Raw genomic sequence first — 15,258 nt, 5'->3', positions numbered from 1 at the left:
TTTTAAGTAGTACTACAAGTTTCATTAGGAGGGATAATATGGAGGCTAATTTAAACTTACTTCATTTAATATATTTGTTATTTACTTTAATCATACTAGGAGTGATGATTAGAAAAAGAGATACTAGTTTAGTTTGTATTATTGGTATATTCTTATTAGGAATTGTTGCTACTAGTTCTTTATCCCAATCTATAATGGCTGTATTCAATAGTTTTATTTATGCTATTATCGAGTTAATGGGAACCATCTTAATTATTTCAATAATAGTAGGTATGAGTACTATTTTAACTAAAACTGGCATTAATGAAGTGATGATCTCACCTTTTTCAAAGCTAATAAAAAATCCTATCTTAGCTTATTGGGTAATAGGAATACTTATGATGATAATATCCTGGTTCTTCTGGCCTTCCCCAGCTGTAGCTTTAATAGGGGCAGTATTATTGCCTGTAGCAGTTAATGCAGGATTGCCTGCTATAGGAGTTGCCGTGGCAATGAACTTATTTGGTCATGGTATAGCATTATCAGGAGACTTTATTATTCAAGGAGCACCAAAATTAACAGCAGATGCGGCAGGAATACCTGTTGGAGAAGTAATTTCAGCCAGTATACCTTTAGTTTTTATAATGGGAGCGGTAACTACTATAATTGCTTTTATAATGATAAAAAGAGATTTAAAGAATGGTAACATTAGGGTAGAGAAAGATGAGAAAAAGTCAAAAGATAAAGAAGAGGATCTGAGCAATATATTATCACCAAGAACAAAAAAGATATTTGCTGTTTTAGTACCAGTTTTATTTGCTATAGATGTAGTAGTTATGTTTATAGAAAAATTACAAGGAGGAGATGCAACAGCTTTAATAGGTGGTACTGCTATATTTATATTGATAATAGTATCTCTTTTAACTTATAAAGAAAAAGCATTAGAAGAAATAACTGCATATTTGGTGAAAGGGTTTAAATTTGGATTTGAAGTATTTGGTCCAGTTATTCCTATAGCAGCTTTTTTCTATTTAGGAGATGAAGGATTTATTAAAGTAATAGGAGATTTTTTACCCCAAGGATCTCAAGGATTGGTTAATGATTTAGGAATAGCTTTAGCCAATGCAGTCCCATTAAATGGAGGGGTTGGAGCGGTAACTTTGACTACAGTGGGAGCTATAACCGGACTTGATGGTTCTGGATTCTCTGGAATATCCTTAGCGGGATCAGTAGCTAGACTTTTTGGTGCAGCTATAGGGAAAGGTATAGCTACTTTAACTGCCCTAGGGCAAGTAGCAGGCATATGGGTAGGAGGTGGAACATTAGTACCTTGGGGTCTTATACCAGCCGCCGCCATATGTGGAGTAGATCCCTTTGAATTATCTAGGAGAAATTTAGTACCTGTGGTTATAGGATTAATAGTTACGACTATAGCAGCAATGTTTTTGATGTAAAGAAAAAACCATATTTCTCTACAAATTATAAAAAACCTGGGATATTATCCCAGGTTTTATCCTAATAAAGATTTACTTTGTTCTTCTATAAATTGATTAGTATAAAGGTTATAATAATATCCTTTGTTTTTAATTAACTCTCTATGGTCTCCATTTTCAATTATTTTTCCATCTTTTATTACAAGGATTCTATCTGCATTTTTTATAGTAGATAATCTATGGGCTATTACAAAGCTAGTTCTACCATCTAATACTTTATTTATAGCATCTTGAATAATTTTTTCTGTTTCTGTATCTATAGAGGAAGTAGCTTCATCCAATACAAAAAGTTGTGGATTTCTAACGATGGCTCTTGCAAAGGAAATAAGTTGTTTTTGACCAGTAGAAAGCAAACTTCCGCCTTCTCCAACTTCTGTTTCATATCCTTTTTCCATTTCCATAATAAATTCATGGGCATTCACTAATTTACTAGCTTTTATTATATCTAGTTCAGTAGCATTTAAATTTCCGTACTGAATATTTTCTTTAATAGTTCCACTAAAAAGATGAGGAGTTTGTAAAACATAACCTAAATTTTCATGAATCCAGTTTTGAGGCATATCCTTATAGTTTATCCCATCTATTAGAACATTTCCTTCTGTAGGCTCATAAAACCTACAGAAAAGATTCACAATAGTGCTTTTGCCTGAACCAGTTTCTCCCACTAAGGCTATAGTTTCCCCTGGATTTACTTTTAAATTAAAGTTTTCTAAAACTTTTTCTCCATCTTTATAGGAAAAAGAAACATTTTTAAATTCTAGATGACCTTCAATTTTAGGCCATGCTTCTTTCTTTGGATTTAATAAATCTCCATATTTTTGTACGACTTCTTCACTATCTGTAATGGCTGGTACTTCATTTAATAGAGAAAAAACTCTTTCTGCAGAAGCTTGAGCAGATTGAACTTCTGCAAATATAACTGCTAATTGCCTAACAGGTTCAAAAAATTGAGCTGTATAAGATATAAAAGCTACTAAAGTACCATAACTTATAAGGCCTAACATAACACTTTTACCTCCATAGTTTACAGCAAAGGCAGTACCGATGCTGCCTAAGGTTAAAACTATAGGAAGATATAATGAAGAAAGTATAGTGGCCCTTATGGAGCTGACCTTCATACTACTAGTTAGTTCAGAAAACTCTTCTAAATTTATTTCTTCTCTTACTAAAGTTTTAGTAGTCTTAGCACCTTGGATATCTTCATTATAAGCAGCCGTAATCTTTGAGTTGATTTTTCTTACATCTCTTTGAGCCTTTAATATTCTTTTTTGGAAATAGGCACTTACTAAGGCTAAGAATGGAACTACAGACAAAGTAATTAAAGCTAATTTAAAATTTAATCTTAACATAGCGATAGTAACAGCTGTCATCATAGTTATTCCCCAGGCAAAGTCCACTAATCCCCAAGATATAGTTTCACTAAGTCTATTTATATCAGAAGTCATCCTGGCCATCAGCCACCCTACAGCTTTTTCATCATAGTAGGATAAAGGTAAAACTTGAAGCTTTTCAAAGCCTAACCTACGAATATCATATGCCATTTGAGTTTCAATTCTTCCTGCAATAGATAAAAACAAATATACTGTAACGGCTAATAAAATAACAGCTCCAAAGAATAAAAAAGCAAACCGTTCTATTCCTAATGTAGTATTCTTATTTACAAAGTTATCAATAGCATGTTTGGTAAGTAGTGGAAATATGGAATCTAAAACCCCAACTATGATCATTAAGCCAATTAAAATTATAAACTGTTTTTTATAAGGTTTTAAATACTTAAAAAAGTCTTTCCAAACATTAAACTGTAGTTTCTCTTTTTTTTCATTTTCTTGTTCCAATATTATCACCCCTTATGCATTTAATCGTAAATCCTTGTCTGAATCGTCTAAGGAATTTTGAATTTCATAAACTCTCTTATATAAACCTTCTTCTTTTATTAAACTATTATGGTTTCCTCTTTGGATTATCCGTCCTTTATCTAAAACAAGAATTAAATCTGCTTCAGCTACTGTCGAAATTCTATGAGATATAATAATAGTAGTAGATTTATTTTTTCTTTTTCTTAAAGCAGTTCTTATTGAAATATCTGTTTCCGTATCTACAGCGGATAAAGAGTCATCAAAAATTACTATGGGACACTGATTTATTATGGTCCTAGCGATTGCCATTCTTTGCTTCTGACCTCCAGATAAAGATACTCCTCTTTCACCGACAAAAGTCTCATATCCTTTTTCAAAAGAAATAATATCTTCGTGAATAGATGCAATTTTTGAAGCTTCAAATACCTTATTATCAATCATAGTAGGATCAGACAATCTTATATTTTCTTTTATAGTTTTAGCATAAAGGAAGGGTTCCTGTAATACTAAACCTACATTTCTTCTTATCCACTTTTTATCTATATTTTTTAGTTCAATATTGTCAATTTTAATAGACCCCTTATTATAATCATAAAGTCTAGGCAATAAGTGGACTAAAGAACTTTTACCAGAACCCGTAGGTCCTATTAAAGCAATAGTTTGCCCAGGTTTTACTTTAAAAGAAACATCTTTTAATACTGGCTTATTTTGCTCATATTCAAAATATACATTCTCAAAAGTAATACTTCCCTTGATATTGGGCTTTTTATGATTTTCTTCAAGAATCTCAATAGGTTCATTAAATATTTCTTCAATTCTTTTAACAGAAACGAATGCTTTCCCCATATCTGTTAAAGTTCTACCCATCTGTCTAATTGGCCAAATAAGCATATTTATATAGCTGGTAAAGGCTACCAATGTACCTAAAGAAATATCACCTTTTACAGTCCAATAGCTGCCCATTGTTATAACCAACCCTACTTGAGACATACTTAAAAAATCTGAAAAAGACCAATATGTAGATAAATTTTTAATTAGTTTGTAGGTTAAATCTCTATACTCTCTATTCTTTTCATCAAATTTATCTACTTCAAATTTTTGTCTTGAAAAAGCTTTTACTACTCTAACTCCTGTCAGATTTTCTTGTAAGGTAGTAGATAATCGAGCCTCAGCTTCGTCTGAAGCCTCAAAATCTTTCTTTACCCTGTTGAAAAATACTACTGAAAATGTAAAGGTAATTGGTAAAATTACCATGGAGATTAATGCCATTTTTACATTTAAATTAAACATTACATAAGATATAAAAATAAGCATAGATATAGAACCAGCTACTTCTACTAGTTGTATTGCTAAAAATCTTTTTATGGTTTCTACATCAGAAGTACATTTTTGAATCAATTCTCCAGTTTCAGATTTAACATGATATTCATAAGGAAGCCTTTGAATATGATCATAAAGATTATCCCTTATATTTTTTGTTGTATTTTCTGCGGATTTACTAGATAAAGTATTTTTTAGATATAAAAATATTCCTCTAAGTAAAGCAACTAAAATTAAGGTTAATCCAATAATCCAAAGATTGTTTTTTAAATACTCCTTACCTCCTAATAAATTTACTCCAGACTGAATTATAGAAGAAGTAATAGGTTCTTCACCGATAATAGAGTCTATAGTGGTTCTAATGAGTAGAGGGGTTACCGTGGTTATTATTTGGGAAATAATAATTGATATCATTCCAAATAAATAAATAATTTTGTACCCTTCCATAAATTTTAACAGTTTTTTAAATTCTTTCACTTCTTTCCCTCCTTTTTGAAACAAAAAAAACCATAGTATTAGACAAAGAGTCTATATAACTATGGTTTCATTTCATAATGACACAGTTAGATTTAAAAGGCTTATGAATAAAAGCATATCTAACTGGTATATTAAAAAACCATAGGCGAACACGCCTATGGCAATTTTTAATCAAGATAAAATGCTACATGACAAGCCTAGGTCGTGCTTTAGATTCTATAGAAATTTGTTTGTTTTGTAGTAATTCTATTATCAATATCATCAGTAATCTTATTGTTAACATCATCTTCACGACCTCCTTCTCTAAATATTTCAATTAATTCTATTATATATGAATTATTATAAAATGCAACTACTATTTTACATTATTATTTTAATATGGTAAAAGTTATTTGCTTAATATTCTTCCAAGAACTACACCATTAACGCTAGCTTGCATTAATCCTCTTGTAATTCCGGCACCATCTCCACCTACATAAAGTCCATCAATATTAGTCTTAAAGTCCTTATTTATTGTTACTTTGTTAGAATAGAATTTTACCTCAACTCCATATAACAAAGTTTCGTCACTGGCAAGACCAGGGGCTACATTATCCAAAGCAATAATCATATCATCAATACTTTTCATAATTCTATGAGGCAACACAAGACTTAAATCTCCTGGAACAGCATCTTTTAAAGTTGGTATAATATTGTTTCTATATAGTCTTTCTTCGGTAGTTCTTCTGCCATGTTTATAGTCACCATATCTTTGAACTAAAACTTTATTTCCAGAAAGCATATTGCCTAGTTTTGCTATATGCATACCGTATTCAATTGGAGAATTAAAAGGTTTAGTAAAATGTTTTGTAACTAAGAGAGCAAAATTAGTGTTATTAGATTTTAAGTTTTCAGATTTATAACTATGTCCATTTACCACAGCTAGATTTCCCTCATAGTATTCAGTAGAAACTTCACCGCCAGGGTTAGCACAAAAAGTCCTAACCTTATCATCAAAAGTTGGAGCATAATAGATTAATTTACTTTCATACATAGCTTCATTTAATTCTTCCATAACTTCATTTCTTGTTTCAACTCTTACACCTATATCTACATCTCCAGTTTCTGTATCTATATTATGTTTTAAGCAAAGGTTTCTTAACCAGTCAGATCCTTCTCTACCTACAGACATAACTACAGTATCGGAGTAATATTCCTTATCTGCAACTACTCCTTTAATATGCTTATTTTCATCTAAGATAATATCTTTAACAGGGTTTCTAAAACTTAAGTCTATACCTATATTTTCTAAATGATCTTCTATTTTAGCATATATTGCATAGCCTTCTTCTGTTCCCATATGTCTAATAGGACACTCTACTAATTTTAAATTACTTCTTATGGCTTTTTTTCTTATTTCATGAATTTCTTTTTCTTTATCGATGCCATAAATCTTTTTATCAGCACCAAAGTCTATATAAATTTTGTCAACATAATCAATTAGTTTTTGAGTTTGCTCATAGCCTAAAAACTCTGGTAAATTTCCTCCTACATCAGGGGATAAAGATAGTTTACCATCAGAATAAGCACCAGCTCCTGCAAAACCTGTGGTTATGTTACATGGTTTACAGTTTATACAATTACCAGTTTTTCTCTTAGGGCAAACCCTCTTTTTTATTGAGTTACCTTTTTCAAGAATTAATATACTCTTATTGGGACTATTTTTTTTCAGTTCCAAAGCTGTAAATATACCGCAAGGGCCAGCCCCAACAATAATTACATCGTAATTCATACTTTTACCTCCTTAGGTAGTCTCCTTTTTTCCATTGTATATGATACACTATTTGAAGAAAAAATACTACTATATTTATTTTAACAATAAAAAGAGTCACCTAAACATTATCTAGGTGACTAAAATATTTATTTTTTTAAATGTTTTAAAAACCAATTATTTCCTTTAGGGTTCTCAACCCTATGAAAGGAATCAACAGGTATGTTTTTATCTTTACAAAGTTGAATAATTTCAGATTTTTTGTTGCAAGAAACTTTAGCTGCTGTGCCGCAACTAGAACTAACTTGCCTTGGTACAGGCATTAGTTTAACATCAAGTCCCTTGTCTATCAATGTTTTTTCAAATATTAGTGCGTGTTGAGTAACGTGAAATGTGATTACACAATAAAAATCTTCCATTAAATCACCTATTTTTTAATATTTAGTGTAAACTCCTCATTAACTTGCTCTACATTTACATTATACCCTTTTCCAGTAACAAATCTAGTTATATTTTCAACAGCTACATGGCTATCGACTAAAACTTGAAGAGAACCCTTAGGATTAGATTCAATAGCAGCTTTTGTCATAATAACAGGTTCAGGGCAAGATCTACCTCTAGCATCTAATATATTAGGCATTCTTTATAACCTCCTTATTTTGACTTTTTATTTTATTATTATTTTTTATGATTCCATAAGCCAGTATTAAGACGAATACTATACCTATAATAACAGCAATTTTGCCATTTGGAGTAGCCCCTTTAGGGCTAGAAGCTAAATCGAAATTGTGAGAAAAGGCAGCGCCAACAATTACTCCTAAAATAGTAACTCCAGCATCAGTATCTCCTTCACTAGCAAGAATGGTTTGTCTAACTGGACAGCCTCCTAAAAGAACAGAGCAAAGACCAGCTAAGGTCATACTTAAGAAGTTCCATAAATGATTACTATGGGCTACAGGTTGATCTGCAAATCCTATATGGAAACTGTCAAAATTTAAGATAAGATTAGCTATTAAATTCACAATGAAAATACCTATAATACCCCATAAGAAATGGTAATCTTTAATGAGCATAGCATCTCTAAACCCACCAGCAGTACAAATTCTACTTCTTTGTAGAACAGCACCAACTACCATACCAAGAACTAAAGATAAAATAACAGGAGCCTTCATTGAACCAGGACCTTCAGTACTGAAGAAGATAAATGCAGGTTTAATAACTAAGAATATTAAAAGAACAACAGCCATAGTGGGAACAATGTATCCTGAAATTTTATTTTGTTCTATACTACGGCCAAGAGTATATCCTTTTTTTAAGAACTGAATTCCTATAAAGATACCTACTAAATATCCAACTAGTCCAATAATAGCATTTAAGTCACCATTAGCTAACCTTAAAATCATTCTTAAAGGACAGCCTAAAAAGACCAATGCACCAATAACTAAAAAGAAACCGAGGAAAAATCTAATTAAGGTTGAAGAACCTCCTCGAGATTTAAAATCTCTCTTAACAATAGAAATAATAAAGGCACCAAAAATAAATCCAATGATTTCAGGTCTTATGTATTGAACAACTTCTGCCCTATGAAGACCTACAGCACCAGCAATATCTCTGTAGAAGCAAGCAACACATATGCCCATATTACCAGGGTTGCCCATTTTCATAAGAATAGCAGCAATAAGACCTATAATTCCTCCATAGATAAACATTTTACGTTTACCACCCATTTGTATAACCCCCTTGTAATTTTTTTATCAATCTCATATATAATTATATAAAATTTGTAAATAGGAATAAAATAGAAAATACTTATAAGAAAAACGTTTTCATAGATAAATTCTATAGAATAGAATAATTTAATTCAAAATATGAATACTATGTTTTAAATTAGGGAAACTAAAAAGAATCATAGCAATGAGAGGGGAAAGTAATTTTGGTCAAAATCCTACAGACAATAATTAGAACCACATTAATTTTTACGGTTTTACTCTTATTGACAAGACTGCTAGGGAAAAAACAGTTAAGCCAGCTTACATATTTTAATTATATAACAGGAACAACTATCGGCTCTATAGCAGCTAATATATCTGATAAAGTAGGAGAACCATTTCTTTATGAACTGATAAATTTAGCTTGGTGGATAGGACTAACATTTTTAATAAGTTTTATAAGCTTGAAGTGGTCTAAAGGTAGAGTAATAATAGACGGGGAACCTACCATAGTAATTAAAAAGGGAAAAATATCTGAGAAGGCTCTTTCTTCTTTAAAGTTAAACATTGATGATTTAATGGTATTACTAAGAAGTAAAAATGTATTTTCTATTAAAGAAGTGGAATATGCTATATTAGAGCCAAATGGAGAAATAAGCATCCTAAAGAATCCTGACGACCAAAATTTAATGAGAAAAGACTTAAATATACAAAATCATAAGCCCAAATATATACCTATGGAAATTATTACTGATGGATATTTAATAGAAAAAAACCTGCAAGAATTAAACCTAAGTAAAGATTGGGTAATACAGCAATTAGCTCAACGAGGAATCTACTCTTTTAAGGATGTATTATTTGCTGAAATTCAAGAAGATGGCACTTTATATATTGAGAAAAAAATTAACTAATTTATTCTAATAGACAGTTTTCAATATAATCTATATCAACTATTTTAATTAAATTTTTATCAAAGTCTATAATACCTTCATCTTTCATATTAACAAGTTCCCTTGAAAGAGAAGGTCTAGGAATATTTAAAAGCTCAGCCATCTTTTTTCTACTATAAGGAAATGTTAGAAAAAGACTTTTCTGTTTTTTATACTCATTTAATAGTAAATTGGCTATTTTTTTTCTTACTGTATCATAAGATAGATTAGTAATTCTTTCATTAAGCATTAAAATTCTATTAGAAAGAACAGAAACAAAATTATTTAAGACGTCATCATTTAATCTCATCATATTAATAATATTCTTTTTATGAATATACATTATTTCTGTATTGTTAGAAGAAATAATAGTAGCGGGGTATATGTGTCTGCCGGAGAATACCAATGCTTCCCCAAATATATTTCCCTCATCAAAGTTATTTATAGTTACTATCTTTCCAGAAGGAAAGGATTTATGAATTTCAACACTTCCTTTTAGTATAATTCCTAAATCATTACATTCATCTTCTTCTATAGCTACCACATCTCCTTTATTATAAAAGCTTATATCATAAGATACTGAGCTTAGTAAAAGTTTTATTTCTTCTTTATTTAATCCTTTAAATAGCACACATTTAGATAAACTAGTTAAATATTTTTCCATAAGAGCCTCCTTACCATAAAATTGTCTATGTCTATAATCTAATATTAACACAATTTATTTATTAAATTAGAAGTTTTTTATATAAATTCGAACAATATAATATAAAGTATATTGTAATTGTATAATTATTTGCTAGAATAAAATAAAAGAATTTTATTTTCTAATAATTATGCGATTAGGATATAAAATGGGAGTATAATTAAGGAGGTTGAAAGATGGATAAAAAGAAAACAAATTTATGGAATTATTATAGGTTTCCTATAATACTATTGTCTTCAATAATTTTGGGAAGTGTTATAGGTTTGATTCTGAAAGAAAAAGCAGTTGTTTTAAAACCCTTTGGTGATATTTTTTTAAACCTTATGTTTACTATAGTAGTTCCCTTAGTGTTTGTTACCATTGCTAGTGCAGTTTCTAGTATGGTGGATATGAAAAGACTAGGAAAGATTATAGGAAATATGCTATTGGTATTTATAGTAACAGGGCTTATAGCTTCTATTATTATGATTGTCGTTGTAAACATATTTCCTCCGGCACAAGGAGTACGTATAGATTTACCTCAAGCTGAAGAGGTAAAACCTTTAAGTACTGGAGATCAAATAGTAGCAGCTCTAACAGTAACGGATTTTCCATTGTTAATTTCAAGAAAAAACATGCTTCCTCTTATAATATTTTCTATATTTTTTGGATTATGCGTTAGTTTAATAGGTGAGAAGGGGCAGAAAATTTCTGAAGGACTTAATCTTTTATCGGAAGTATTTCTAAAAATGGTTTCAATAATAATGTACTATGCACCAATTGGATTAGGGGCTTATTTTGCAGCTTTAATAGGGGATTTTGGGCCTGAACTTCTAGGGTCTTATGCAAGAGCTATGGTAGTTTATTATCCAATTTGTTTTATATATTTCTTTATAGCATTTTTCTCATATTCTTATTTTGCAGGAGGAATAGAGGGTGTAAAGACTTATTTTAAGAATGTATTTCCAGTAGCTATAACATCTTTAGCGACTCAAAGTAGTATTGCCACTTTACCTGTTAATTTAGATGCAACAGAAAAGATGGGAGTACCCAAAGATGTAAGAGACATTGTATTGCCAATAGGGGCTACAGCTCATATGGATGGCTCGTGTTTAAGTGCTATTTTAAAGATATCTTTTATGTTCGGAATATTTAATATGCCTTTCAAAGGAATAGGGACTTATGTCAGTGCTATAATTATTTCTGTACTTAGTGGTGTTGTGATGTCAGGTGTTCCTGGTGGAGGATTAATAGGAGAAATGCTTATAGTTAATTTATACGGATTTCCAGCAGAAGCCTTTCCTATTATTGCAACTATAGGTTACCTGGTAGATCCTCCAGCAACTATGATCAACGTTACAGGAGATACAGTAGCATCTATGATGGTAACGAGAATAATTGAAGGAAAGGGCTGGATGAAGAAAAAAATATATCAAAAATCAAAGGTAGAGTAATAGGAAAGGTAATTACTCTACCTTTTCTTATAGATAAAGATAATAGTAGAAAAATTATTTATAAAATAAATGTGAGTTTTTAAAAAAAGTGGGTAAGTAAGTATATGGTATAATATTTTTGAGGGGGGCGGCATATGACTTAACAAATTTAGATATTTTGTAGTAGTTATAGAATCTATTATACAAAAAATACAAAGGGAGTTTTTAGGATGAACAAAATTTTGTTAATAAATAGATTAAACCCTCAAGACTATTCTGGCGATAAAGTCAAAGTTTTTTTCTTAATAGGTGGGATGAATTTACCATCTGTAGAAAATAGACTTATAGATTTGTTAAACAAATTGGGCATAGATACAGCTAAAAATGCAATTTTAAAATATAATGGTGTTGAGTTAGATATTAATGTACAGCAAATCCCTAGTATAGTTAACATTTTAAGTAGTGAGAAAATTGCCATTTATGGTATATATCAACCATACAATCCGGACTTATAGTTTTAAAGAATTAATTATTTACATAAAAAAATAAGTATGATAGTATTTTTAGTAGTTTTTAATGTAGAGGTGATATAGCATGAAAAAATGGAAAAGATATTTAATACTAGTTTTAGTAACTGTAATATCAGGAGTATTTTTATACTCAAAGCTCTCTATTAAAAAAAATGTAAGTTTACTTTCTAATACCGTCGAAGAAAAGGTATTAAAACTACTAGAAATGTCTACAGTAAAATATAATTATACTAATGTAGTGGCCTATAAGGATAACAAACAGTTAAATGGATTTAATGTGCCTTTTTCTAATAAAAGTTTTTTAATAAAATATAGCGGTTATATAAAAGCTGGAGTAGATCTAAATACTGTTGAAATAAATGTAAAAGATAAAAAAACAGTCGAGCTAATTCTGGACAAGCCTACTGTATTTGATAATGTAATAGTTGAAGAAGACGTCTATATTTATGATGAACGGGATTCGGTTTTTAATAAACTAAGTTTTAAAGATTTATATGAAGTATTGATAGAAGAAAAGAAAAATATGGAGAAAGAAGTAATAGAAAAAGGGCTTTTGAATGATGCGGAAAAAAATGCCCGGGAAATATTGGATTCTTTACTTGAAGGAATGGGTTTTGAAAATATTGAGATAAAATTTAGATAGAATAAAAAGAGATAAGAATATAACCTTAGGTTATATTCTTATCTCTTTTTATTTGAATACTTATTTACAATATATCTTTGATAATTTGAATACATGCTAGCATAATTAATTAAGTAAATATATTTACATTATAAATAAAACATGATATAGTAGAATATGATGAATGTAACTTCTACTTACAATGGGGATTGGGTGGTTATAAAAAATAAGTTAATGAAGAAAGAATATAGCCGAGGCTATATTCTTTCTTTTGTTTAAAAGATTTTAAACTCTATTCTGTCAAATAACAATCTACTATTTCACCAAAATACAATACATGATAGTCGTTATTTACGTAGTATCTATTTTTTATATCTTCATCTAAAGTAGCAGGTTCCATAGCCTGTTTGTATACTATTTTACACTCATAATGAAGCTCACAATCAGAAACTATAGGAGAAACTACTTTTCTTCCTTTTTTAGGAGTTAAGTTACATTCTTTAAATTTGTCAACATCTCTTCCAGAATAAGAGCCACAGTAAGCTAATGCTTTCTTTAAATCCTTTTTTATAGGAATACTAACAGTAAAATCTTTAGCCTTTTCTAAAACTCCATAAGTATATCTAGAATATCTTACAGCTACCATGAACATAGGTCGACTCCAAACAACTCCCACATTACCCCAGCCAATAGTCATAGTATTAGTTCTTTCTCCATCGGTTACTGTTAAAAATGCACCTTTATTGATTTGATCTAGCATTTCCTTCAATTTTTCATTGTAGCCAATTTCTTGTATCATACTAATACCCCCTTTAACTTTTAATAATATTATATCATCAAATCTTATTAATTTTTAATATTTGTATAAGTTTTATTTATTTTTAACCTGCATATAAATATTAGAAGAAGGAGGGAATCGAATGGATAGACGGGCTAATGTAATTTTTTTATTATTTTTTCTTGTGCTTGTTTTGATTATTACAGGAAATTATATACATATTTTTTCTACTAAGAGAGGAATTGATTATGAAAATAAAGATACTTATTCTAAAAATAAAGGCACTAATGTGGCCATATTAATTGAAGTTGATAAAAAGCAACTTCATGTAGTTGATAAAGAAAATGAAAAAATAATAAAGACTTATCCTGTTGCTACTGGAAAACCAGACACACCTACTCCTTTAGGTAGTTTTAAAATCGTAGAAAAAGGTCATTGGGGAGAAGGATTTGGATCTAGATGGATGGGTCTAAATGTACCTTGGGGTAAATATGGAATTCATGGTACCAATAAACCAGGTTCCATTGGATATAATGCTTCAGCAGGCTGTATAAGAATGAGAAACAAAGATGTAGAAGAAGTATACAGTATGGTTAAACATGATACTACCGTAGTAATAATAAATGGATCATACGGACCTTTTGGTAATGGTTTCAGGAATTTGAGGCCTGGTGACAGAGGTGCTGATGTAGCGGAGGTTCAAAAAAGACTTCTTCAAAAAGGGTATTATAATGGGTCTATTGATGGAATTTATGGAGAAGGTATGAAATATTCTTTATTAAAATATTTAAAGGATAATAATATGATTTTATCTGATACAATAGGATATGAAATTTACGAAAAACTTGGTATAATACTAATGGATTAATAATTAGTAGGAGATGTTATATATGGTTAAAAAGAAGTTTGAGATACAACGAGGAAATATTTTTTATAGAGAAGAAATTAAATTTAAATCTAAAATTCATTTTATATATTGGAAATTTTATATGAGAGCTAAGGGATGCTGTGTAAAGGAATTATCAGTTAAATTCAAATAAATGTCGGTTATGATTAGAAATATTTATAATGGGTATATTTAAAAAAGAGTGATTAGTAGTTTGACTGTATATTATGTCGGATATAAATATAAATAATATTATATTTAGGAGGGAAAATATGGCATCAGAAAAATTGTTACAAGAGTTAAATAATCAATTTAATTTTGAGTTATTATCAGGTCATTATTATATGGCAATGGCTGCATATTGTGCTAGTGAAGATTTAGAAGGTTTTGAGAACTTTTTTATAGTTCAAGGGCAAGAAGAGTATCAACATGCTATGAAGTTTTTCCATTTTATTAATGAAATGGATGGAAGAGTTAAAATGCAAGCTATTGAGGAACCAAATAATGATTATAAATCATTAATAGATGTATTTGAGCAAGCTCTACATCATGAAAAATTAGTGACAAGTAAAATCAATAATTTAATGTCTATAGCTAAAGAAGAAAATTGTTATGCAACAATTAACTTTTTACAATGGTTTATTGCTGAACAATTAGAAGAAGAAAGTAGCATGAAGACTATAATAACTTCATTAAAGAGAATTGGTGAAAATTATGCAGGTATTTATATGCTTGATAAGGAACTAAGCACAAGGACTTTACCACCAGTACAAGAATAAAAAAGATAGGTCATTTGACCTATCTTTTTTATTTG

At 29.8% G+C, this 15,258-nt stretch carries 15 protein-coding genes; 7 read left to right on the top strand and 8 right to left on the bottom strand.

All coding sequences use genetic code 11. The annotated features are described in order from the left end of the window. Window positions 1–38: 38 nt before the first annotated feature. Complete coding sequence (locus KQI42_RS11190; protein WP_216519796.1) at window positions 39–1,433, top strand: hypothetical protein; 1,395 nt, start codon at window positions 39–41, stop codon at window positions 1,431–1,433. 56 nt (window positions 1,434–1,489) lie between these two features. Here KQI42_RS11190 and KQI42_RS11185 read toward each other — a convergent pair whose 3' ends face one another. The 6 genes from KQI42_RS11185 to yedE all read right to left on the bottom strand — a co-directional run bounded on the left by KQI42_RS11185 (window position 1,490) and on the right by yedE (window position 8,602). Then, the gene (locus tag KQI42_RS11185) at window positions 1,490–3,307 is read right to left on the bottom strand and encodes an ABC transporter ATP-binding protein (RefSeq protein ID WP_246566414.1); all 1,818 of its coding nucleotides are present in this window, start codon (window positions 3,305–3,307) and stop codon (window positions 1,490–1,492) included. A gap of 12 nt (window positions 3,308–3,319) precedes the next feature. After that, complete coding sequence (locus KQI42_RS11180; RefSeq protein ID WP_216519794.1) at window positions 3,320–5,125, bottom strand: ABC transporter ATP-binding protein; 1,806 nt, start codon at window positions 5,123–5,125, stop codon at window positions 3,320–3,322. 388 nt (window positions 5,126–5,513) lie between these two features. Then, the gene (locus tag KQI42_RS11175) at window positions 5,514–6,896 is read right to left on the bottom strand and encodes an NAD(P)/FAD-dependent oxidoreductase (RefSeq protein ID WP_216519793.1); all 1,383 of its coding nucleotides are present in this window, start codon (window positions 6,894–6,896) and stop codon (window positions 5,514–5,516) included. 128 nt (window positions 6,897–7,024) lie between these two features. Next, complete coding sequence (locus KQI42_RS11170; protein ID WP_216519792.1) at window positions 7,025–7,294, bottom strand: putative Se/S carrier protein; 270 nt, start codon at window positions 7,292–7,294, stop codon at window positions 7,025–7,027. An 8-nt stretch (window positions 7,295–7,302) separates the two neighbouring features. Continuing rightward, window positions 7,303–7,515 carry a sulfurtransferase TusA family protein gene (locus KQI42_RS11165; protein WP_216519791.1) on the bottom strand — a complete coding sequence of 71 codons (213 nt, stop codon included), beginning with the start codon at window positions 7,513–7,515 and terminating at the stop codon, window positions 7,303–7,305. Continuing rightward, the gene (yedE, locus tag KQI42_RS11160) at window positions 7,508–8,602 is read right to left on the bottom strand and encodes a YedE family putative selenium transporter (protein WP_216519790.1); all 1,095 of its coding nucleotides are present in this window, start codon (window positions 8,600–8,602) and stop codon (window positions 7,508–7,510) included. The genes KQI42_RS11165 and yedE overlap by 8 nt, the downstream gene beginning before the upstream one ends. 206 nt (window positions 8,603–8,808) lie before the next feature. Here yedE and KQI42_RS11155 point away from each other — a divergent pair, with 206 nt between their 5' ends. Then, on the top strand, window positions 8,809–9,495 hold the full coding sequence (locus KQI42_RS11155; RefSeq protein ID WP_246566409.1) for a YetF domain-containing protein: 687 nt from the start codon (window positions 8,809–8,811) through the stop codon (window positions 9,493–9,495). A 1-nt stretch (window position 9,496) separates the two neighbouring features. Here KQI42_RS11155 and KQI42_RS11150 read toward each other — a convergent pair whose 3' ends face one another. Beyond that, complete coding sequence (locus KQI42_RS11150; RefSeq protein ID WP_216519787.1) at window positions 9,497–10,177, bottom strand: Crp/Fnr family transcriptional regulator; 681 nt, start codon at window positions 10,175–10,177, stop codon at window positions 9,497–9,499. Window positions 10,178–10,392: 215 nt separating this feature from the next. Between KQI42_RS11150 and KQI42_RS11145 the strand changes: the two genes are divergently transcribed. The 3 genes from KQI42_RS11145 (at window position 10,393) to KQI42_RS11135 (ending at window position 12,801) form a co-directional block, all read left to right on the top strand. After that, window positions 10,393–11,649 (top strand): dicarboxylate/amino acid:cation symporter, encoded by a 1,257-nt coding sequence (locus KQI42_RS11145; protein ID WP_216519785.1) that lies wholly within the window; start codon window positions 10,393–10,395, stop codon window positions 11,647–11,649. Window positions 11,650–11,858: 209 nt separating this feature from the next. Further along, window positions 11,859–12,143 (top strand): hypothetical protein, encoded by a 285-nt coding sequence (locus KQI42_RS11140; protein WP_216519783.1) that lies wholly within the window; start codon window positions 11,859–11,861, stop codon window positions 12,141–12,143. Between the two features lie 79 nt (window positions 12,144–12,222). Next, on the top strand, window positions 12,223–12,801 hold the full coding sequence (locus KQI42_RS11135; protein WP_216519780.1) for a DUF4230 domain-containing protein: 579 nt from the start codon (window positions 12,223–12,225) through the stop codon (window positions 12,799–12,801). A 271-nt stretch (window positions 12,802–13,072) separates the two neighbouring features. Here KQI42_RS11135 and KQI42_RS11130 read toward each other — a convergent pair whose 3' ends face one another. Then, window positions 13,073–13,579 carry a flavin reductase family protein gene (locus KQI42_RS11130; protein ID WP_246566404.1) on the bottom strand — a complete coding sequence of 169 codons (507 nt, stop codon included), beginning with the start codon at window positions 13,577–13,579 and terminating at the stop codon, window positions 13,073–13,075. Between the two features lie 121 nt (window positions 13,580–13,700). On the opposite strand from KQI42_RS11130, the gene KQI42_RS11125 reads away from it, so the two are divergent. Together KQI42_RS11125 and KQI42_RS11120 are read left to right on the top strand one after the other, a co-directional pair. Continuing rightward, window positions 13,701–14,426 carry a L,D-transpeptidase family protein gene (locus tag KQI42_RS11125; RefSeq protein ID WP_216519778.1) on the top strand — a complete coding sequence of 242 codons (726 nt, stop codon included), beginning with the start codon at window positions 13,701–13,703 and terminating at the stop codon, window positions 14,424–14,426. A 290-nt stretch (window positions 14,427–14,716) separates the two neighbouring features. Continuing rightward, entirely contained in the window at window positions 14,717–15,223 is a 507-nt protein-coding gene (locus tag KQI42_RS11120; protein WP_216519776.1) for a ferritin, read from the top strand. Window positions 15,224–15,258: the final 35 nt, after the last annotated feature.

This window comes from Tissierella simiarum (assembly GCF_018917865.1).
In the GTDB taxonomy this organism is placed as follows: domain Bacteria; phylum Bacillota; class Clostridia; order Tissierellales; family Tissierellaceae; genus Tissierella_C; species Tissierella_C simiarum.
The sequence above is the reverse complement of the archived record's forward strand: the minus strand, read 5'-3'. Positions and strand labels throughout refer to the sequence as shown.

Bases quoted from the DNA above. Each gene is read 5' to 3' on its own strand.
- yedE (WP_216519790.1), bottom strand. From the start codon at position 8,602: ATGGGTGGTAAACGTAAAATGTTTATCTATGGAGGAATTATAGGTCTT.
- KQI42_RS11120 (WP_216519776.1), top strand. From the start codon at position 14,717: ATGGCATCAGAAAAATTGTTACAAGAGTTAAATAATCAATTTAATTTT.
- KQI42_RS11140 (WP_216519783.1), top strand. From the start codon at position 11,859: ATGAACAAAATTTTGTTAATAAATAGATTAAACCCTCAAGACTATTCT.
- KQI42_RS11135 (WP_216519780.1), top strand. From the start codon at position 12,223: ATGAAAAAATGGAAAAGATATTTAATACTAGTTTTAGTAACTGTAATA.
- KQI42_RS11150 (WP_216519787.1), bottom strand. From the start codon at position 10,177: ATGGAAAAATATTTAACTAGTTTATCTAAATGTGTGCTATTTAAAGGA.
- KQI42_RS11130 (WP_246566404.1), bottom strand. From the start codon at position 13,579: ATGATACAAGAAATTGGCTACAATGAAAAATTGAAGGAAATGCTAGAT.
- KQI42_RS11145 (WP_216519785.1), top strand. From the start codon at position 10,393: ATGGATAAAAAGAAAACAAATTTATGGAATTATTATAGGTTTCCTATA.
- KQI42_RS11175 (WP_216519793.1), bottom strand. From the start codon at position 6,896: ATGAATTACGATGTAATTATTGTTGGGGCTGGCCCTTGCGGTATATTT.
- KQI42_RS11170 (WP_216519792.1), bottom strand. From the start codon at position 7,294: ATGGAAGATTTTTATTGTGTAATCACATTTCACGTTACTCAACACGCA.
- KQI42_RS11190 (WP_216519796.1), top strand. From the start codon at position 39: ATGGAGGCTAATTTAAACTTACTTCATTTAATATATTTGTTATTTACT.
- KQI42_RS11165 (WP_216519791.1), bottom strand. From the start codon at position 7,515: ATGCCTAATATATTAGATGCTAGAGGTAGATCTTGCCCTGAACCTGTT.
- KQI42_RS11125 (WP_216519778.1), top strand. From the start codon at position 13,701: ATGGATAGACGGGCTAATGTAATTTTTTTATTATTTTTTCTTGTGCTT.